The organism is Streptomyces sp. WMMC1477 (assembly GCF_027460245.1).
GTDB lineage: Bacteria > Actinomycetota > Actinomycetes > Streptomycetales > Streptomycetaceae > Streptomyces.
Map to the genome: position 1 here is coordinate 3248832 of NZ_JAPZBD010000003.1, position 17442 is coordinate 3266273.

Annotated in this window: 20 protein-coding genes and 1 pseudogene; 16 read left to right on the forward strand and 5 right to left on the reverse strand. The window is 71.8% G+C overall.

Annotation, left to right across the window (positions count from 1 at the left end; all coding sequences use genetic code 11):
* The first annotated feature begins 194 nt into the window (after window positions 1–194).
* From O7609_RS14865 to O7609_RS14900, 8 genes are all read left to right on the forward strand, one after another.
* Window positions 195–764 carry a DUF1707 and DUF4190 domain-containing protein gene (locus tag O7609_RS14865; protein ID WP_332328081.1) on the forward strand — a complete coding sequence of 190 codons (570 nt, stop codon included), beginning with the start codon at window positions 195–197 and terminating at the stop codon, window positions 762–764.
* Window positions 765–1130: 366 nt separating this feature from the next.
* Window positions 1131–1502, forward strand: coding sequence for a 30S ribosomal protein S12 (gene rpsL / locus O7609_RS14870; RefSeq protein WP_003948652.1), 372 nt, complete (start codon window positions 1131–1133; stop codon window positions 1500–1502).
* 2 nt (window positions 1503–1504) lie between these two features.
* Window positions 1505–1975, forward strand: a complete 471-nt coding sequence (rpsG, locus tag O7609_RS14875; RefSeq protein ID WP_219091037.1) for a 30S ribosomal protein S7 — start codon at window positions 1505–1507, stop codon at window positions 1973–1975.
* A 39-nt stretch (window positions 1976–2014) separates the two neighbouring features.
* Complete coding sequence (gene fusA / locus O7609_RS14880) at window positions 2015–4138, forward strand: elongation factor G (RefSeq protein WP_269736472.1); 2124 nt, start codon at window positions 2015–2017, stop codon at window positions 4136–4138.
* Window positions 4139–4367: 229 nt separating this feature from the next.
* Window positions 4368–5561 (forward strand): elongation factor Tu, encoded by a 1194-nt coding sequence (gene tuf / locus O7609_RS14885; RefSeq protein ID WP_219091039.1) that lies wholly within the window; start codon window positions 4368–4370, stop codon window positions 5559–5561.
* A gap of 191 nt (window positions 5562–5752) precedes the next feature.
* Window positions 5753–7120, forward strand: a complete 1368-nt coding sequence (locus O7609_RS14890; protein ID WP_269736471.1) for a rhodanese-like domain-containing protein — start codon at window positions 5753–5755, stop codon at window positions 7118–7120.
* A 49-nt stretch (window positions 7121–7169) separates the two neighbouring features.
* Window positions 7170–7529: a rhodanese-like domain-containing protein gene (locus O7609_RS14895; protein WP_269736470.1), complete on the forward strand. Its 360-nt coding sequence runs from the start codon at window positions 7170–7172 to the stop codon at window positions 7527–7529.
* Window positions 7526–8293, forward strand: a complete 768-nt coding sequence (locus O7609_RS14900; protein WP_269736469.1) for a sulfite exporter TauE/SafE family protein — start codon at window positions 7526–7528, stop codon at window positions 8291–8293. Before O7609_RS14895 ends, O7609_RS14900 begins: the two co-directional genes overlap by 4 nt.
* Window positions 8294–8324: 31 nt before the next feature.
* Here the strand turns inward: O7609_RS14900 and O7609_RS14905 are convergent, their stop codons facing one another.
* Window positions 8325–8606: a metal-sensitive transcriptional regulator gene (locus tag O7609_RS14905; RefSeq protein WP_219091043.1), complete on the reverse strand. Its 282-nt coding sequence runs from the start codon at window positions 8604–8606 to the stop codon at window positions 8325–8327.
* A 78-nt stretch (window positions 8607–8684) separates the two neighbouring features.
* Between O7609_RS14905 and O7609_RS14910 the strand changes: the two genes are divergently transcribed.
* Window positions 8685–9245: a rhodanese-like domain-containing protein gene (locus O7609_RS14910; RefSeq protein ID WP_443072129.1), complete on the forward strand. Its 561-nt coding sequence runs from the start codon at window positions 8685–8687 to the stop codon at window positions 9243–9245.
* 21 nt (window positions 9246–9266) lie between these two features.
* Here the strand turns inward: O7609_RS14910 and O7609_RS14915 are convergent, their stop codons facing one another.
* The gene (locus O7609_RS14915) at window positions 9267–9707 is read right to left on the reverse strand and encodes an SDR family NAD(P)-dependent oxidoreductase (protein ID WP_269743696.1); all 441 of its coding nucleotides are present in this window, start codon (window positions 9705–9707) and stop codon (window positions 9267–9269) included.
* A gap of 73 nt (window positions 9708–9780) precedes the next feature.
* Here O7609_RS14915 and O7609_RS14920 point away from each other — a divergent pair, with 73 nt between their 5' ends.
* Complete coding sequence (locus tag O7609_RS14920) at window positions 9781–10119, forward strand: ArsR/SmtB family transcription factor (RefSeq protein ID WP_269743697.1); 339 nt, start codon at window positions 9781–9783, stop codon at window positions 10117–10119.
* A gap of 118 nt (window positions 10120–10237) precedes the next feature.
* Window positions 10238–10414, forward strand: a pseudogene (locus O7609_RS14925) (RNA polymerase subunit sigma-24); the annotation flags it as partial.
* Between the two features lie 66 nt (window positions 10415–10480).
* Here the strand turns inward: O7609_RS14925 and O7609_RS14930 are convergent.
* Window positions 10481–11362: a peptidase S1 gene (locus O7609_RS14930; RefSeq protein ID WP_269743698.1), complete on the reverse strand. Its 882-nt coding sequence runs from the start codon at window positions 11360–11362 to the stop codon at window positions 10481–10483.
* 231 nt (window positions 11363–11593) lie between these two features.
* On the opposite strand from O7609_RS14930, the gene O7609_RS14935 reads away from it, so the two are divergent.
* The 5 genes from O7609_RS14935 (at window position 11594) to O7609_RS14955 (ending at window position 15264) form a co-directional block, all read left to right on the forward strand.
* Window positions 11594–12304 (forward strand): DUF4232 domain-containing protein, encoded by a 711-nt coding sequence (locus O7609_RS14935; RefSeq protein WP_269743699.1) that lies wholly within the window; start codon window positions 11594–11596, stop codon window positions 12302–12304.
* Between the two features lie 21 nt (window positions 12305–12325).
* Window positions 12326–12724, forward strand: coding sequence for a RidA family protein (locus tag O7609_RS14940; RefSeq protein WP_269743700.1), 399 nt, complete (start codon window positions 12326–12328; stop codon window positions 12722–12724).
* Window positions 12725–12789: 65 nt separating this feature from the next.
* Complete coding sequence (locus tag O7609_RS14945; RefSeq protein ID WP_269736463.1) at window positions 12790–13362, forward strand: TetR/AcrR family transcriptional regulator; 573 nt, start codon at window positions 12790–12792, stop codon at window positions 13360–13362.
* Window positions 13363–13479: 117 nt separating this feature from the next.
* Entirely contained in the window at window positions 13480–14655 is a 1176-nt protein-coding gene (locus tag O7609_RS14950; RefSeq protein ID WP_269736462.1) for an acyl-CoA dehydrogenase family protein, read from the forward strand.
* Between the two features lie 222 nt (window positions 14656–14877).
* On the forward strand, window positions 14878–15264 hold the full coding sequence (locus O7609_RS14955; protein WP_269736461.1) for a VOC family protein: 387 nt from the start codon (window positions 14878–14880) through the stop codon (window positions 15262–15264).
* A gap of 261 nt (window positions 15265–15525) precedes the next feature.
* Here O7609_RS14955 and O7609_RS14960 read toward each other — a convergent pair whose 3' ends face one another.
* Together O7609_RS14960 and O7609_RS14965 are read right to left on the reverse strand one after the other, a co-directional pair.
* The gene (locus tag O7609_RS14960) at window positions 15526–16323 is read right to left on the reverse strand and encodes a hypothetical protein (RefSeq protein ID WP_269736460.1); all 798 of its coding nucleotides are present in this window, start codon (window positions 16321–16323) and stop codon (window positions 15526–15528) included.
* A 74-nt stretch (window positions 16324–16397) separates the two neighbouring features.
* On the reverse strand, window positions 16398–17384 hold the full coding sequence (locus tag O7609_RS14965) for a LuxR family transcriptional regulator (protein WP_269743701.1): 987 nt from the start codon (window positions 17382–17384) through the stop codon (window positions 16398–16400).
* Window positions 17385–17442: the final 58 nt, after the last annotated feature.

Sequence of the window (17442 nt, forward strand, 5' to 3'; positions counted from 1 at the left end):
GCAGGGCGGTACCCCGAACGGGGTGCCGCCCCGCGGCGTTTCCCGCACCCCGCCGGGCCGTCCGGTCCGGGGGCCGGGGATCATGGCCGGACAGCAGGAGCGCGATCCGTGGAACTCGCGCGGCGGCCCGAACGTCGTGGATGATGGGGAGTGTTGCTCCGGGACACGTTCCGGACGCGGGGAGGAGTCGGGCGATGTCACTGAACTGGCAGGGCGGTAACCAGCCCTTCGCAGGCCAGCCGTACGGTGCCCAGCCCTACGGCGGGCAGCCGTTCATGCGCGCCTCCGACGCGGACCGGGAGCGTGCCGCCGACGTGCTGAAGGCCGGGTACGCCGAGGGCCGGCTGGGCAAGGACGAGTACGACGCCCGGCTGAACCGGCTGCACCAGGCGTTGACGTACGCGGAGATCCAGCCCGTCATCGCCGATCTCCCGCAGGGCCCGGTGCCGGCGCAGCCGGCGGTGCGGCACCCGGAGCCGATGGTCCACATCACGCCGCCGCGCTACGTCGCGCCGATGCCCCCGCCCCCGGCGCCGCCGTACAGCGGGGTGGCCGTCGCGGCCCTGGTCCTGGCCATCCTGACGCCCATGACGTACGGGGTGTGCGCGATCCCGTCGGTCATCCTGGGCCACATCGCCAAGGCGGACGTCCGCAAGACGGGCAAGCAGGGCGACGGCTTCGCCACGGCCGGGCTGGTCGTGGGGTACCTGGCGCTCGGCCTGATCGCCCTGGTCGTCCTTCTCGGGGTCACCCTGGCGGGGTAGCCGTGCCGAGCCCGGGCAGGGTCTCTCCAGCGCGCGTCCGCAGGCCCTCTGGTCGTCGTCGGCGACGGCGGCTACCGTGAGGGCAGCCGGGTGAGGGCGCCCGGTTTTCCGTGCCACCGCCCGCGTGCCGTTCGCTTTTGACCGGAGCGGATGCGGTAGGTACGCTCTGACCTTGTGCCTGGGGTGTCCCCTGCGCTGCTTCGGCCGCTCGTGTGACACCAGGATCTGCACACGCTTCTCCCTCCAGAGGAGTCACCCCGTCCCCGTGACGGGGGTCTGCAGCCTCCGACACACCCGACCGCGTGGGTCGGACAATGTGGCCCAGGTTAGCTTTACCGAGACTGGCACACAGAAACCGGAGAAACTGTGCCTACGATCCAGCAGTTGGTCCGCAAGGGCCGACAGGACAAGGTCGAGAAGAACAAGACGCCGGCACTGGAGGGCTCTCCCCAGCGTCGTGGCGTCTGCACGCGCGTGTTCACCACCACTCCGAAGAAGCCGAACTCGGCCCTGCGTAAGGTCGCGCGTGTGCGTCTGACCAGCGGGATCGAGGTCACGGCCTACATTCCGGGTGAGGGTCACAACCTGCAGGAGCACTCCATCGTCCTCGTGCGCGGTGGCCGTGTGAAGGACCTGCCGGGCGTTCGCTACAAGATCATCCGTGGCTCGCTCGACACCCAGGGCGTCAAGAACCGCAAGCAGGCTCGCAGCCGCTACGGCGCCAAGAAGGAGAAGTAAGCATGCCTCGTAAGGGCCCCGCCCCGAAGCGCCCGGTCATCGTCGACCCGGTGTACGGCACTCCTCTGGTGACCTCCCTGATCAACAAGGTGCTGCTGAACGGCAAGCGCTCCACCGCCGAGCGCATCGTCTACGGCGCCATGGAGGGCCTGCGTGAGAAGACCGGCACCGACCCGGTCATCACGCTGAAGCGCGCTCTGGAGAACATCAAGCCGACGCTTGAGGTCAAGTCCCGCCGCGTCGGTGGTGCGACCTACCAGGTTCCGGTCGAGGTCAAGCCCGGCCGTGCCTCCACGCTCGCTCTCCGCTGGCTCGTCGGCTACTCCCGCGCCCGTCGGGAGAAGACGATGACCGAGCGTCTGATGAACGAGCTGCTCGACGCCTCCAACGGTCTCGGTGCGGCCGTGAAGAAGCGCGAGGACACCCACAAGATGGCCGAGTCCAACAAGGCCTTCGCGCACTACCGCTGGTAGTCGCTACCCCTATCGAGACCGAGAGAAGACTGAAGCCTTATGGCTACCACTTCACTTGACCTGGCCAAGGTCCGCAACATCGGGATCATGGCCCACATCGACGCGGGCAAGACGACCACCACCGAGCGGATCCTGTACTACACCGGCGTCAGCTACAAGATCGGTGAGGTCCACGACGGCGCGGCGACGATGGACTGGATGGCGCAGGAGCAGGAGCGCGGCATCACCATCACGTCCGCCGCGACGACCTGCCACTGGCCGCTGGACAACATCGACCACACGATCAACATCATCGACACCCCGGGCCACGTCGACTTCACCGTCGAGGTGGAGCGCTCGCTGCGCGTGCTCGACGGTGCCGTGACCGTGTTCGACGGTGTCGCCGGTGTGGAGCCGCAGTCCGAGACGGTGTGGCGTCAGGCGGACCGCTACGGCGTGCCGCGCATCTGCTTCGTCAACAAGCTGGACCGGACGGGCGCCGAGTTCCACCGCTGCGTCGACATGATCGTCGACCGGCTGGGCGCGACGCCGCTGGTCATGCAGCTGCCGATCGGTGCCGAGGCCGACTTCAAGGGCGTCGTGGACCTGGTCCGCATGAAGGCCCTGGTCTGGTCCGCCGAGACGAAGCTGGGCGAGGCCTACGACGTCGTCGACATCCCCGACACCCACCAGGAGGCCGCCGAGGAGTACCGCGGCAAGCTCCTGGAGGCCGTCGCGGAGAACGACGAGGAGATGATGGAGCTGTACCTGGAGGGCCAGGAGCCCACCGAGGAGCAGCTCATCGCCGCCATCCGTCGCGTCACCCTGGCGTCCACGGGCGCCGAGGGCACCATCACGGTCACCCCGGTGTTCTGCGGTACCGCGTTCAAGAACAAGGGTGTGCAGCCCCTGCTCGACGCGGTCGTGCGGTACCTGCCGTCGCCGCTGGACGTCGAGGCCATCGAGGGCCACTCGGTCAAGGACAGCGAAGAGGTCATCAAGCGCCGCCCCTCCGAGGAGGAGCCGCTGGCCGCTCTCGCGTTCAAGATCGCGAGCGACCCGCACCTCGGCAAGCTGACCTTCGTCCGGGTGTACTCGGGCCGCCTGGACGCCGGCACGCAGGTGCTGAACTCCGTGAAGGGCAAGAAGGAGCGCATCGGCAAGATCTACCGGATGCACGCGAACAAGCGTGAGGAGATCGCCTCGGTGGGCGCCGGCGACATCGTCGCCGTCATGGGTCTGAAGCAGACCACCACCGGTGAGACCCTCTGCGACGCGGGCAGCCCGGTGATCCTGGAGTCGATGGAGTTCCCGGCTCCGGTCATCCAGGTCGCCATCGAGCCCAAGTCGAAGGGCGACCAGGAGAAGCTGGGCGTCGCGATCCAGCGGCTGGCCGAGGAGGACCCGTCCTTCCAGGTCAACACCGACGAGGAGACCGGCCAGACGATCATCGCGGGCATGGGCGAGCTGCACCTGGACGTGCTGGTCGACCGCATGAAGCGCGAGTTCAAGGTCGAGGCGAACGTCGGCAAGCCGCAGGTCGCCTACCGCGAGACCCTGCGCAAGTCGGTCGACAAGCACGACTACACGCACAAGAAGCAGACTGGTGGTTCCGGCCAGTTCGCCAAGGTGCAGATCCAGATCGAGCCGCTGGAAGGCGACGGCTACGAGTTCGTCAACAAGGTCACCGGTGGCCGCATCCCCCGGGAGTACATCCCCTCGGTGGACGCCGGCTGCCAGGAGGCCATGGAGTTCGGCGTCCTGGCGGGCTACCCGCTCACCGGCGTCCGCGTGACGCTGCTCGACGGTGCCTTCCACGAGGTCGACTCCTCCGAGATGGCCTTCAAGATCGCCGGTTCCATGGCCTTCAAGGAGGCCGCCCGCAAGGCCAGCCCGGCCCTGCTGGAGCCGATGATGAAGGTCGAGGTCACGACGCCCGAGGACTACATGGGCGACGTGATCGGCGACATCAACTCGCGCCGTGGTCAGATCCAGTCCATGGAGGACCGCGGTGGCGCCAAGCTCGTCACGGGCCTGGTGCCGCTCTCGGAGATGTTCGGCTACGTCGGCGACCTGCGGAGCAAGACCTCCGGTCGCGCGAGCTACTCCATGCAGTTCGACTCCTACGCCGAGGTTCCCAAGAACGTCAGCGAGGAGATCATCGCGAAGGCCCGGGGCGAGTGACGACGGTTCGCCGTCGTAATCTCACCCCTTAGGCTGTAGCACAACGGCATTCCGGGGCATCCGGCGCAGATCGCTGCAAAGCGGTCTGGGCCGGGCCCCGGTGGCCAGCCCTTAAGAACGAACGGGTCAAGGGCGTCCCCCTCGGGGTCCTGGCTTGTTCGGTACGACCACCTGAACCCTTCCCGCAGAGTGCGGGGGGCGTACAGCACCAGTCCACAGGAGGACCCCAGTGGCGAAGGCGAAGTTCGAGCGGACTAAGCCGCACGTCAACATCGGCACCATCGGTCACATCGACCACGGTAAGACCACCCTCACGGCGGCCATTACCAAGGTGCTGCACGACGCGTACCCCGACCTGAACGAGGCGTCGGCGTTCGAGAACATCGACAAGGCTCCCGAGGAGCGCCAGCGCGGTATCACCATCTCCATCGCGCACGTCGAGTACCAGACGGAGTCCCGTCACTACGCCCACGTCGACTGCCCGGGTCACGCGGACTACATCAAGAACATGATCACCGGTGCCGCCCAGATGGACGGCGCCATCCTCGTGGTCGCCGCCACCGACGGCCCGATGCCGCAGACCAAGGAGCACGTGCTCCTGGCCCGCCAGGTCGGTGTTCCGTACATCGTCGTCGCCCTGAACAAGGCCGACATGGTGGACGACGAGGAGATCCTGGAGCTCGTCGAGCTCGAGGTCCGTGAGCTCCTCTCCGAGTACGAGTTCCCGGGCGACGACGTCCCGGTCGTCAAGGTCTCCGCGCTGAAGGCGCTGGAGGGCGACGCCGAGTGGGGCAAGTCCGTCGTGGACCTGATGAAGGCCGTCGACGAGGCGATCCCGGAGCCGGAGCGCGACGTCGAGAAGCCGTTCCTGATGCCCATCGAGGACGTCTTCACCATCACCGGTCGCGGTACGGTCGTCACCGGCCGCATCGAGCGTGGTGTCCTCAAGGTCAACGAGAACGTCGACATCATCGGCATCAAGCCGGAGAAGACCTCCACCACGGTCACCGGCATCGAGATGTTCCGCAAGCTGCTCGACGAGGGCCAGGCCGGTGAGAACGTCGGTCTGCTGCTCCGCGGCATCAAGCGCGAGGACGTCGAGCGCGGCCAGGTCATCATCAAGCCGGGCTCGGTCACCCCGCACACGGAGTTCGAGGCCACGGCGTACATCCTGTCGAAGGACGAGGGCGGCCGCCACACCCCGTTCTTCAACAACTACCGCCCGCAGTTCTACTTCCGTACGACCGACGTGACCGGCGTCGTGACCCTCCCCGAGGGCACCGAGATGGTCATGCCGGGCGACAACACCGACATGAAGGTTGAGCTCATTCAGCCTGTCGCCATGGAAGAGGGCCTGAAGTTCGCCATCCGTGAGGGTGGCCGGACCGTGGGCGCCGGCCAGGTCACCAAGATCCTCAAGTGACCTGACGGTTCCTGGCGGAACCAGCTCCACGTGAGGGGCCCGTACGACCACCCGGTCGTACGGGCCCCTCACGCGTGTCCGGGGCCTGGGTGCCGGAGGCTCGCCGTGTGGTTCGGATACCCCCCTAGGTATGTCTGCTACGGTGGAGGCAACCGATACCCCCCGGGGTAAACACCCGAAGGAGAGTGACCGTGTACTTCGTCGACACCTTCGAGACCGAGGGGCTGGGCAACCGCAGCTATCTGGCCGGCGGGCCCGGCGGCGCGGTGGCGGTCGATCCGCCGCGCGACATCGAGCGGGTGCTCGCCGCTGCCGCCCGGCGCGGCGTGCGCGTCGTGTTCGTGGCGGAGACGCACGTGCACAACGACTACGTCACCGGCGGCCTGGAGCTGGCCCGGCTGACGGGAGCCCGCTACCTGGTCCCGGCCGGTGCCCACGTCTCCTTCGCCCGCACCCCCGTCGCCGACGGTGACGCCGTCACGGTGGACGACGGCCTGCGGCTGCGGGCCCTGGCCACTCCGGGGCACACCCCGCACCACACCTCCTACGTGCTGGAGGACGAGGGCCGGGCCGTGGCCGCCTTCACCGGCGGCTCGCTGCTCATCGGTTCGGTGGGCCGTCCCGACCTCGTCGAGCCCCGGCTGACCGAGCGGCTGGCCCGCGCCCAGCACGCCTCCGCCCACCGTCTCGCCGAGACCCTGGACGACGAGGTGCCGGTGCTGCCCACCCACGGGTTCGGCAGCTTCTGCGCCTCGGCCCAGTCCGACGGCGACGCGACGACGATCGGCAAGGAGCGCACCGCCAACGAGGCCCTCACCCTGGACGTGGACACCTTCGTCGAGCGGATGCTGGCCGGGCTGGACGACGTCCCCGCGTACTACGCGCACATGGGCCCGATCAATGCCGCGGGGCCCGCCCCCGTCGACCTCACCCCGCCGGAACCGGCCGACGCCGAGCGGATCGCCGAGCGGCTGGCCGCCGGTGAGTGGGTGGTGGACCTGCGCAGCCGCGTCGCCTACGCCGCGGGCCACGTGGCCGGCTCGGTCAACTTCGAGGGCGAGGGCAAGCTCGCCACCTACCTCGCCTGGCTCATGCCGTGGGGCAAGCCCGTCACCCTGCTCGCCGACACCCCGGAGCAGCTCGCCGAGGCGCAGCGCGAGCTGGCCCGCGTCGGCATCGACCGCCCGGCCGCGGCCGCCACCGGCGACCCGGCCGGCTGGGTCCGCGAGGGCGAGACGCTCGCCTCCTTCCCGCGCGCGACGTTCGCCGAGCTCGCTCAGGCCCGTGGGCGGGGCGAGGACCTGGTGGTGCTCGACGTGCGGCGCGACTCCGAGCGCGCCGGCGAACACGTCCAGGGGTCGGTGCACATCCCGATCCACGAGCTGCACGCCCGTCTCAAGGAGGTCCCGGACGGCACGGTGTGGACGCACTGCGCCAGCGGGATGCGTGCGGCGATCGCCGCCTCCCTCCTCGACGCCGCCGGCCGCCGCGTCGTCGCCGTCGACGACCCGTTCGACGCCGCCGCCCGGGCCGGGCTGACGGCGGCCTCCCGCTCCTGAGCGGCCCGTCCACTCGCCCCTGACCACCCCGTACAGCGAAGGCAGAGCCATGTCCCTCTTCCGGCGCGGCCGAGACCGCCTCACCCCCGAACAGGCCCACGCCCGAACCGGCGACGGCGCCGCCGTCCTGCTGGACGTGCGGGAGGCGCCCGAGTGGGCCGCCGGGCACGCTCCCGCCGCCGTCCACCTGCCGTTGACGCGGCTCACGACCGGGGCCGCCCTGCCCGACGAGGCGCGGGGCCGGCCGGTGGTGGCGATCTGCCGCTCCGGGAACCGCTCTCAGCAGGCCGCCGAGCTGCTCGCCGCCCGGGGCGTCGACGCCGTCGACGTCGCGGGCGGGATGGCGGCCTGGGCGCGTGCCGGACTGCCCGTCGTCGACGCGCGTGGGCGGGACGGCCGGATCGCGTGAGCTCCCTGGTCCTGGCCCTGCTGGCGGGGGCCGTGGTCGGTCTGGCGCTCGGGGCGCTCGGTGGCGGCGGGAGCGTCCTGGCCGTGCCGGCGCTGATCTACCTGCTGGGCTTCAGCCCGGTGGCGGCGACGAGCGCCAGCCTGCTGATCGTCTCCGCCACCTCGCTGACCGCCCTGTACGCCCACGCCAGGGCGGGCAACGTCCGGTGGCGGGCGGGTGCGGCGTTCGCCGCGGCGGGCCTGCTGCCGGCGGCCCTCGCCGGGGCCGCGGCCGCCCGGCTGCCGCAGGTCGCGCTCACGCTGGCGTTCGCCCTCGTCGCGGCCCTCGCCGCGCTGCGCATGCTGCGCCCGGCCCCGGCCGAGACCGGTGCCGGTACGCCGCCGGTGCGGCCGGTGAAGGCGGCGGGAACCGGCGCGGGGCTGGGCGCGCTGACCGGTCTGCTGGGCGTGGGAGGTGGCTTCCTCGCCGTCCCGGCCCTGGTCACGGTGCTGGCCTTCGAGATGCAGGCAGCCGTGGGCACGAGCCTCCTGGTGATCTCGGCGAACTCCCTGACGTCCCTGGTCACCCGCGCGGGCGTCGCCGTCCCCCTGGACTGGGCCGTCGTCGCCCCGTTCACCGCGGCCGCCGTCCTGGGCGCCTGGGACGGCAGGCGGCTGGCGGCCAGGGTCTCGGTACCCCGGCTGCAGCGGCTGTTCGCGGTGGTGCTCCTGGCCGTGGCCGCCTTCATGCTCGTCGACGTCGTCCGCGTCGGCGTCTTCGGCTGAGCGGGAGGGACGTGTCGTGCGCCGGGGCGGGTCAGGCCAGGGAGAGGAACAGTTTCTCCAGCCGGGCCCGCATCTGCTCGCGGTCACCGGACTCGGCCATGTCCGCGTCGGTGAGGCAGTGCTGAAGGCCCGTCGCGATGATCGCGAACCCCGCCCGGTCCAGCGCACGGGAGGCCGCGGCGAGCTGGGTGACCACGTCCTCGCAGTCCCGCCCCTCCTCGATCATCCCGATCACACCGGCGATCTGGCCCTGCGCCCGGCGCAGCCGGTTGACCACCGTCTTCAGTTCCTCGGCTGCCATCGCCAGCTCCATGATCCACTCCTGTCCGTATATACCCCACTGGGTACCCTATCCAGGGTGCCACCCGAAATGAAAAGCGGAGAAATCACCATGACCAGCGCCATCGCCCCCGAGCAGGTCCACAGCCGACTCGCCGAGCTGACCGTCATCGACGTCCGCACGCCCGGCGAGTACGCCTCCGGCCACCTGCCGGGCGCCCACAACATCCCCCTCGACGACCTCGACCGCGCCCTGCCCGCGCTCAAGACCGCCGCCGGGCGCGGGGACCTGCTCGTGGTGTGCGCCTCCGGCGCCCGCTCCGCGACGGCCTGCCGGCGGCTGGCCGAGAACGGCGTCACCGCCGCCAGCCTCACCGGGGGCACCACCGCCTGGACCCAGCTCGGCCACGACGTGCACCGCCCCGTCGGCGTCCGCGCCCCCTGGGCCATGGAACGGCAGGTGCGCCTGGCCGCCGGCGGACTCGTCCTGACCGGGCTGCTCGCCGGCCTCCGTGCGCCGCACGCCCGGTGGATCTCCGCCGGGGTCGCGGGCGGTCTGGTGTTCTCCGCCCTCACCGACACCTGCGGCATGGCCCGCGTCCTCGCCAGGCTTCCCCACAACCGGCCGCGCGGCACCGACCTCGACGCGACACTCGCCGCCCTCGAAGGCTGACCCCGGAGGCGGCCGGGGCGCTCAGGCCAGCTCCAGGCCGCCGTCGACGGTGAGGACCTGCCCGGTGAGCCAGCCCGCCTCCGGACCCGCCAGGCGCACGATCCAGGCGGCGACGTCCCCGGCCTCGCCACGGCGGCCCAGGGGTACGCGCTCGGCCTCCCGCGCCGTGATCTCCGCCACGGCCTCCCCGGGCAGGCCGGACGCCGTCAGCGCCTCGCTCTCCGTCGGGCCGGGCGCGACGGCGTTGACGCGGACGCCCTCCGGCGCCAGCTCCAGTGCCCAGCTCCGGGTGAGGCTCTCCAGGGCCGCCTTCGAGGCGCCGTAGTACCCGGCACCCGGTGCCGGGCGGTGGCCGAAGGTGCTGGACACGTTGACGACGGCCCCGCCCGAGGCCGCGAGGTGCGGCAACGCCGCCCCGGCCAGCAGGCCCGGCGCCGTGACGTTGACGACACGCTCGCTCATGCGTGGTTCCCCCCTGTTCGATGTGCGAAATGTTCGAAGTTCGCCGAACATCGAATCACGGTAGCATGGGCCCATGAAGGACCCGCGGCACCCCGCCACCGACGAGATCGTCCTCACCCGGGTCCTGGCCGCCCTCAGCGACCCCGTCCGGCTCGGCGTCGTCCGCCTCCTCGCCGGCGGCGGCGAGCGCGGCTGGGGCGAACTCCGGGCCCCCGTAGCCAAGTCGACGCTCAGTCACCACATGAAGGTGCTGCGGGACGCGGGCATCACCCGCACCCGCCAGGAGGGCACCCGCTGCTACGTCCGGCTCCGCCGCGCCGACCTCGACGCCCGCTTCCCGGACCTGCTTCCGGCCGTCCTCGCCGCCGCCGGCACCGACGACGTCGGCGCCGAGGTCACCGCGGCACCCTGAGCCCCTCCCGCGTCAGTCGACGGTGAACAGGGTGCCGGTGAGCGTCGGGCCCAGCTCGTCGCCGGTGTCCGTGAGGAACGCGAGCAGCATCGGCGAGGCTCCGGCCAGGGCCGTGTCCTTGGTCGAGTTCAACGGCGGTCCGGGCCTGGTGTTCCGCGGCCCGGACCGGGTGATCGCCGCGGTGACGTTCGACTTCGACGCGGAGGGCCGCATCGCCGCCATCCACAACGTGGCCAACCCGGACAAGCTCCGGGCCGTCACCGGCGGCACCGCCCACGCCGTCGGGACGCGGTGAGCCCGGTTCCCGCTTCCGGTGGGCCGGGCCGCGTGCGGTTCAGCGCGCGGCCCGGCCCACGGGACGTCAGGAGAGGGACAGCTCGGTGACGTCGGTGGCCTCCAGGACCCACCTCGCGCTGAGCCCGCCCTCCTTCACGTGGGCGTCGCCGTTGGCCTTGAGGACGCCGATGCGGTCGCCGGAGAGGGCGATCTGGATGATGTCGGTGGCTTCCTTGACCCACCGGGCGCTGAGGCCGCCCTCCTTGACGTAGGCGACGCCGTCGTCCTTCAGGACGCCGATCCGGTTCTTGGACAGTTCGAGCTGGATGATGTCGGTGGCTTCCTTGACCCACGTCGCGCTGAGCCCGCCCTCCTTGACGTGGGCCACGCCCCGGCCGGTGAGGACGCCGATCCGCTTGCCCGCGAGGTCGATGTCGGTGACGTCGCGTGCCTCCAGGACCCAGTTCGCGCTGAGGCCGCCCTCCTTGACGTACGCGTCGCCGTTGCCCTTGACGATGCCGATGCGGTCACCGGAGAGCTCCAGCTCCTTGACCTTCGTGGCTTCCTTGACCCACGTCGCGCTGAGCCCGCCTTCCTTGACGTAGGCGTCGCCGTTGGCCTTGAGGACGCCGATGCGGTCGCCGGAGAGGGCGAGCTGCTTGATGTCGGTGGCTTCCTTGACCCACCGGCCGCTGAGGCCGCCTTCCTTGACGTAGGCGTCGCCGTCGACCTGGAGGATGCCGATGCGGTCGCCGGCCAGCACGATCTGCTTGACGCCGAGGGCCTCCTCGACCCACGTCGCGCTGAGGCCGCCCTCCTTGACGTAGGCGGTGCCGTCGGCCCGCAGCGTGCCGATGCGGTCGCCGCCGTCGCCCGACACCGTCGCGCTGGCGGTGGTGGCGGTGCCGACGCCCACCAGGCTCGCGGCGGCCAGCAGGGCGATGGCGGACGGGATCTTGCTGTGCATTCGATGCTCCGTTCTGGCAGTTCTGGCATATGCCCGAGGATGATTCCGATCGGCCCCAACACCGCCCTGCCGGCGATGGTCACGCAGTGTCACCCGGATGCCCGACGCGGTGTACCGGAGTGGCGGCGTCGCCCCTCACCGCGCCTCTCCGGCGGCAGGGGTCTGGTGTTCGCTCGGGCGTACGTGCGAACATCCCGCGATGTGGACACCAAGCGGGCCGGGCGCGGCCGAATGACGATCCAGCGGCTGGGCGTGCTGCTCGCCGCCGGCGCACTGCTGGCGGCCGGGTGCAGCAGCGAGGACGCCGGGAAGCCGAAGGCCGAGGGCGGCGGCTCGTCGCAGGACGAAGGCTCCGCCACGGGCGGCGGTGACGGCTCCGATGCCGAGGGCGGCGAGGGCGGCGAAACCTCCGGGGGCGGCGGCGAGAGCGGTGACGGCGGCACGGGGGGCGAGGGCGACGGCGGTGACGGTGGCCAGGACGGCGACGGCGAGCCGGCCACCCCGGGCGACGCCCCGGCGGACCCCGACTGTCCGGAGCCCGGGGTGCGCGTCATGCCCGGGCCCGTGGACGGCGACGACGGGCTGCGCCTGGTGCGGCTGATGATGATCAACTGCGGAACCGAGGACTTCCCGGTGAGCGGGTACCCGGACGTCCGGGTCCTCGGTGAGGGTGGCAAGGAGCTGGACGTCGAGCTGCACCAGGGCGTCTCCGCCGTGTACGACGTGCGCGGCCACACGGGCAAGCCGCAGCGGTTCACGTTGAAGCCTGGGCAGACGGTGGAGTCCGTCGCCGTGTGGCGTCCCGCCGGCGGTTCCGGCGGCCGGGCGCTGAAGGTGGCGCCGTCCGAGGGCGACCCGTGGCAGAAGCTCAGCCCCGGCGGCCTGGAGTTCGGCGGGGTGGGGGAACTCGCCGTCAGCCCGTGGAAGACGCTCGGTGCGTAGTCGGTCACGTACCGTGCGCACATGAGTGAGCGAAGTGCGATCCTCAGCGGCTCGACGTTCGAGGAGCGGATCGGGTACGCGCGGGCCGTGGTGGAGGGGGACCGGGTGCACGTCTCGGGCACCACGGGCTTCGACTACGCGACGATGACGATCTCCGACGACGTCGTCGAGCAGGCCGAGCAGTGCCTGCGCAACGTCGAGGAGGCGCTGAAGGAGGCGGGGTGCACGTTCGACGACGTCGTGCGCGTCCGGTACCTCCTGCCCCGGCGGGAGGACTTCGAGCCGTGCTGGCCGGTGCTGCGGCGGTGCTTCGGCGAGGTGCGCCCGGCGGCGACGATGATGGTGTGCGGGCTGGCCGACCCCCGGATGAGGTTCGAGGTCGAGGTCGACGCCCGCCGTCCGCCGTTCACCGGCGGCTGATCCGCGATCGTCCGGTTCGTGACGGCGGTGCCGGTGGCGCGGCGCCGCGTCGATAGGCTGCCGTCATGTCGTCCCGTCGTCTCACCGCACGCCAGACCGACCTGCTGGAACGGCTGGTGGCGCTGCTGCTGGCGGAGGGTTTCTCCGCCTTCACCCTCGACGGCCTGGCCGAGCGCCTGCGCTGTTCGAAGACGACGCTCTACCAGCTCGCGGGCAGCAAACAGGATCTGGTCGTCGAGGCCGTCAAGCACTACTTCCGCGGGGCGACCGAGGCCGTCGAGAAGCGGGTGGCGGAGACGGTCACGCCCAGCGACCGGGTGCACGCCTACCTGAACGCCGTGGCCGAGCAGCTTCGGCCGCTGTCCCGGCACTTCCTCGACGACATGGCCGCGTTCCCGCCCGCGCGGCAGGTGTACGAGGCCAACACCCAGCGGGCCGCCGAGCGGGTGCGGCAGCTGATCGCCGAGGGTGTGACGGCCGGGGTCTTCCGGCCGGTGGACGCGGCCTTCGTCGGTGAGGTGGCCGCGGCGACGATGCGCCAGATCCAGCAGGGCGAGCTCGCTGCCCGCACGGGGCTGAGCGATTCCGAGGCGTACGCCCAGCTGGCGTCGCTGATCGTGCACGCCGTCTCGCCCTGAGTCGATCTCCGTAGGTCCGGTGTCCCGAATGCGGACGCCGGACCCCGTCTTGCGCTCACTGGGTACTCGGACTGATACTTTCGTACTGTTGCCAGTATCGTTCCGGGAGGTGCTCCGATGCCAGCAACCCGCACCGTGCCGACGCGGGAAGCCGCCGACCTCATCGACCTCACCCGCACCTTCGCGGTGAGGGAACTCGCGCCCCGGGTCACCGAGGCGGAGACGAACGAGGAGTTCCCCCGCGACGTCTTCGCCCTGCTCGGCCGCAGCGGGCTCCTCGGCCTGCCCTACGACGAGGAGTACGGCGGCGGCGGTCAGCCCTACGAGGTCTACCTCCAGGTGCTGGAGGAGATCGCCTCGGTGTGGTCCAGCGTGGCCGTGGGCGTCTCCGTCCACGCCTTGTCCTGCTTCGCCCTCGCCGCCTACGGCACCGAGGAGCAGAAGCGCGAGTGGCTCCCCGACCTGCTCGGCGGCGACCTGCTCGGCGCCTACTGCCTCTCCGAGCCGCACGCCGGCTCCGACCCGGCGGCCATGCGCACCCGGGCCGTCCGGGACGGCGACGACTACGTCATCGACGGCGCCAAGGCGTGGACGACGCACGGCGGCCACGCCGACTTCTACACCGTCATGGCGCGCACCTCCGAGGACCGCACGCACGGCGTCTCCTGCTTCCTCATCCCCGCCGACACCCCCGGCCTGACCGCCGACCCGCCCGAGCGCAAGATGGGCCTCACCGGCTCCGCGACGGCCACCATGCGGTTCGACGGCGTCCGCGTCCCGGCCCACCGCCGCATCGGGGCCGAGGGCGAGGGCCTGCGCATCGCCCTGGCCTCCCTCGACTGCGGCCGGCTCGGCATCGCCGCCGTCGCCACCGGCCTCGCCCAGGGCTCCTTCGACCACGCCCTGCGCTACGCCCAGGAACGCGAGACCTTCGGCAAGCCGATCATCGAGCACCAGGGCCTGGCCTTCGTCCTCGCCGACATGGACGCCGCCATCGCCTCCGCCCGCGCCGCCACCCAGTCCGCGGCCCGGCTCAAGGACCTGGGTCTGCCCTTCACCCACGAGGCGTCCATCGCCAAGCTCGTCGCCACGGACAACGCGATGAAGGTGACCACCGACGCCGTCCAGGTCCTCGGCGGCTACGGCTACACCCGGGACTTCCCCGTCGAGCGGCACATGCGCGAGGCCAAGGTCATGCAGATCTTCGAAGGCACCAACCAGATCCAGCGCCTGGTCATCAGCCGCGCGCTGACCCGCGAGGCCGCCGGCGCCGTCACCGTCGCCGCCCGCTGACCCCACGGCGGGCGGCCCCACGGCGGGTGGCCCTGCGCGGGTGTCTCTCCGCGAGCGGCCCTCCGCGGATATTCGCGCGCCCACCTGGCCGAACGCCGGGCGTCCGTTAGCGGGCGTTCGCGTCCCCGGACGCCCGGCGCACCGCCCGGGGCGCCGCCCGGTGCCGATAATCGGACCCGCACCCACGCACCCACCGGCACCGGGCGGAAGGAACAGCTGGTCATGTTCGGGAACTCGAAGGCGTTCAGCAGCTTCGCCGTCAAGGACATCCAGCAGGCCGAGGACTTCTACGCGAACACCCTCGGCCTGCGCGTCACCTGGGACATGGAGGCCCCCGGCGGCGGCCTGCTGACCCTCCACGTCGAAGGCGGCACACAGGTCCTCGTCTACGGCAAGCCGGACCACGTCCCGGCGGTCTTCACCGTCCTGAACTTCCCCGTCGACGACGTCGACCAGGCCGTGGACGAGCTCACCCGCGGCGGCGTCACCTTCGAGCGGTACCCCGGATTCGACCAGGACGAGAAGGGCATCGACCGCGGCGAGGGCCCGAAGATCGCCTGGTTCACCGACCCCTCGGGCAACATCCTCAGCGTCTTGCAGGTCGACTGACGCTCCCGCCGCCCGCCCCGACCGGAGCCCCTCACCCCGAGGCGGGTCCCGCCCCGCCCGCGCCCTCGGCGGGCGGCGGCAGCACGGCGCGGACCCCGTGGGTGCCCAGCACCACACCTGTCGACCGGCGGTCAGGGGGCTTGCGACGACGGCCCGCCCCGGGACCGGGGCCACACCGTCGCGACGGGCCCGGCGTCGCTCCCGCACGGGCCCGGCGTCAGTCCCGCACGGGCCCGGCGTCAGTCCCGCACAGGCCCGGCGTCAGTCCGGTGCCGGGCCCGTCGGCTGCTCCGCCGACGCCGCGGGGGACGCGGAGGTCGCCGCCGGCTGCGTGGGCCGCCCGGCGATGGCGTTGTAGACGCGGATGCGCAGGGTGCGGCGCCAGCCGCCGCGCCGCTCGCGGACCTGGGCCCGGTGCGCCCTGTGCGAGCCGGGACGGTAGAAGCGACGCGCCCAGGGCGAGGCGGGATGGGCCAGCCGCACCGCGCCGACCAGCGCGAACAGCGGCACCATGATCCCCACCAGCCCGGTGAACACCTTGCCCTTCACCAGCGTGACGACGGCGAGCGAGCCGTTGGCGAGGATCACGAGCACGCCCGACCAGCCGCTGCCCCCCTCCTCCCCGAGCCCGAACGGGGTGAGGCCGACGAGCAGCAGCCCGCAGGCCGCCACCCCGAGGACCACGGCGTCCACGGAAAGCCTGCCCTGCTCCTGCCAGTAGACGTCCTGGAGGTGCAGGATGAGCGCGAACTCGTCCAGCACCAGCGCCGTCCCGACGCCGAAGAGCGTGGCGAGGATCTCCGCCCAGGGTCGGTCGTCACCCACCGGGGCGGACAGCCCGAGCCCCGCGACGATCATGAAGACGACGCCGAAGACCACGTGGTGGATGTGCATCCCGCCGGTCTCGACGTTCTTCGGCCACCACCGCACGTCCGCCCGGATCAGCCGCACGCTGACCCGGATGAACAGGAACGCGACGAGCAGCCCCAGGAAGGCGCAGAGCAGCGGCTGCTTCCCGGTGTCGAGGATCTCCCGCTGGTACCAGTCCGCGAACGACATGACCGCATCCTGGCAGCGCGCCGCCCTCGTCCCCGGGAGCCCGCACCGTAGGGTCCCCGGTTCGGCGCGACCGGTCAGAGCCAGCCGTGGCGCTGGGCCTGGAGGGCCATCTGGAAGCGGCTCCGGGCCCCCAGCCGGGCCATCAGGACCTCCATCCGGCGGAACAGGGTGCGGCGGCTGATCCCGAGCTCCCGTGCGACGACCTCGTCGCGCGCACCGCCCGCGAGCAGCCACAGCAGCCGGCGGTCGGCGGGCAGCAGCCCGCCCGGCCGGGGAACGGCGCGCCCGTGGAAGGGCAGCGCGCTCTGCCAGGACTGCTCGAACAGCGCGACCAGCGCGGAGAGCAGCCCGCACGGCTGCACGATCAGCAGCGTGTTGTGGACGTCGGCCTCCTTGATCGACAAGGACACGAGCGCGTACGCGTCGTCGATGATCAGCAGCTTGACCGGGACCGACGGCAGCACCCTGGCCTGCTCGCCGGCCTCGACGCACGGCTCGATGGCATCCTCCAGGTTCCCCGGTAGCTCGATCGACGCCTGCGAGTACACGACGCGCTGCCTCACCCCGCGGGTCAGGGTGGCCAGCGCGTCCTCGGTGGCGCCGGAGAGGGGGAAGTACGGCGGGGAGTCGAACTGCCGGATCTGCTCGCGGGCGCTGGCCCACGCCTGCCGCAGCCGGGGCCCGACGGCCTCGCCGGTGACGACCTCGACCAGGTCGTCGTTGTACGCGGCGAGCCGCTGCCGCCGGAACGACTCGAACGCGCCGCCGACGGTCAGCCGCGACACGTCGACCTCGGCCGCGCGGTGCCGGCCGAGGATCTCCAGGCCCGCGGCGGGCGGGATCGGGGCCACCACGTCCTGGTCGTCGGCGGCCGCGCTCGCCAGGCCGACGGCGACCAGCTCGGCGTAGGCCGACGTGAGCTCCGGGCCCGTCAGCCCGGCGGCGGCCCCGATCTCGCCGAGCGGAGCGGGCGCCAGCTCCAGCAGTACCGGATAGACGCGCGCCGCGGCGTGCCCGATCCCCAGCAGCCCCAGCGCCTCACCGAGCCTCGCGTTCGTCATGTGCCGCATTATCCGGCGCCCGGGCCCGGTCCGGACGGGTCGGGTGGTCACGCGATGG

Excerpts from the sequence above, each read along its gene's own strand:
- O7609_RS14865 (WP_332328081.1), top strand. The coding sequence starts at position 195 with ATGTCACTGAACTGGCAGGGCGGTAACCAGCCCTTCGCAGGCCAGCCG.
- rpsG (WP_219091037.1), top strand. The coding sequence starts at position 1,505 with ATGCCTCGTAAGGGCCCCGCCCCGAAGCGCCCGGTCATCGTCGACCCG.
- fusA (WP_269736472.1), top strand. The coding sequence starts at position 2,015 with ATGGCTACCACTTCACTTGACCTGGCCAAGGTCCGCAACATCGGGATC.
- O7609_RS14895 (WP_269736470.1), top strand. The coding sequence starts at position 7,170 with ATGTCCCTCTTCCGGCGCGGCCGAGACCGCCTCACCCCCGAACAGGCC.
- O7609_RS14905 (WP_219091043.1), bottom strand. The coding sequence starts at position 8,606 with ATGGAGCTGGCGATGGCAGCCGAGGAACTGAAGACGGTGGTCAACCGG.
- O7609_RS14910 (WP_443072129.1), top strand. The coding sequence starts at position 8,685 with ATGACCAGCGCCATCGCCCCCGAGCAGGTCCACAGCCGACTCGCCGAG.
- O7609_RS14915 (WP_269743696.1), bottom strand. The coding sequence starts at position 9,707 with ATGAGCGAGCGTGTCGTCAACGTCACGGCGCCGGGCCTGCTGGCCGGG.
- O7609_RS14920 (WP_269743697.1), top strand. The coding sequence starts at position 9,781 with ATGAAGGACCCGCGGCACCCCGCCACCGACGAGATCGTCCTCACCCGG.
- O7609_RS14930 (WP_269743698.1), bottom strand. The coding sequence starts at position 11,362 with ATGCACAGCAAGATCCCGTCCGCCATCGCCCTGCTGGCCGCCGCGAGC.
- O7609_RS14935 (WP_269743699.1), top strand. The coding sequence starts at position 11,594 with ATGACGATCCAGCGGCTGGGCGTGCTGCTCGCCGCCGGCGCACTGCTG.
- O7609_RS14940 (WP_269743700.1), top strand. The coding sequence starts at position 12,326 with ATGAGTGAGCGAAGTGCGATCCTCAGCGGCTCGACGTTCGAGGAGCGG.
- O7609_RS14945 (WP_269736463.1), top strand. The coding sequence starts at position 12,790 with ATGTCGTCCCGTCGTCTCACCGCACGCCAGACCGACCTGCTGGAACGG.
- O7609_RS14950 (WP_269736462.1), top strand. The coding sequence starts at position 13,480 with ATGCCAGCAACCCGCACCGTGCCGACGCGGGAAGCCGCCGACCTCATC.
- O7609_RS14955 (WP_269736461.1), top strand. The coding sequence starts at position 14,878 with ATGTTCGGGAACTCGAAGGCGTTCAGCAGCTTCGCCGTCAAGGACATC.
- O7609_RS14960 (WP_269736460.1), bottom strand. The coding sequence starts at position 16,323 with ATGTCGTTCGCGGACTGGTACCAGCGGGAGATCCTCGACACCGGGAAG.
- O7609_RS14965 (WP_269743701.1), bottom strand. The coding sequence starts at position 17,384 with ATGACGAACGCGAGGCTCGGTGAGGCGCTGGGGCTGCTGGGGATCGGG.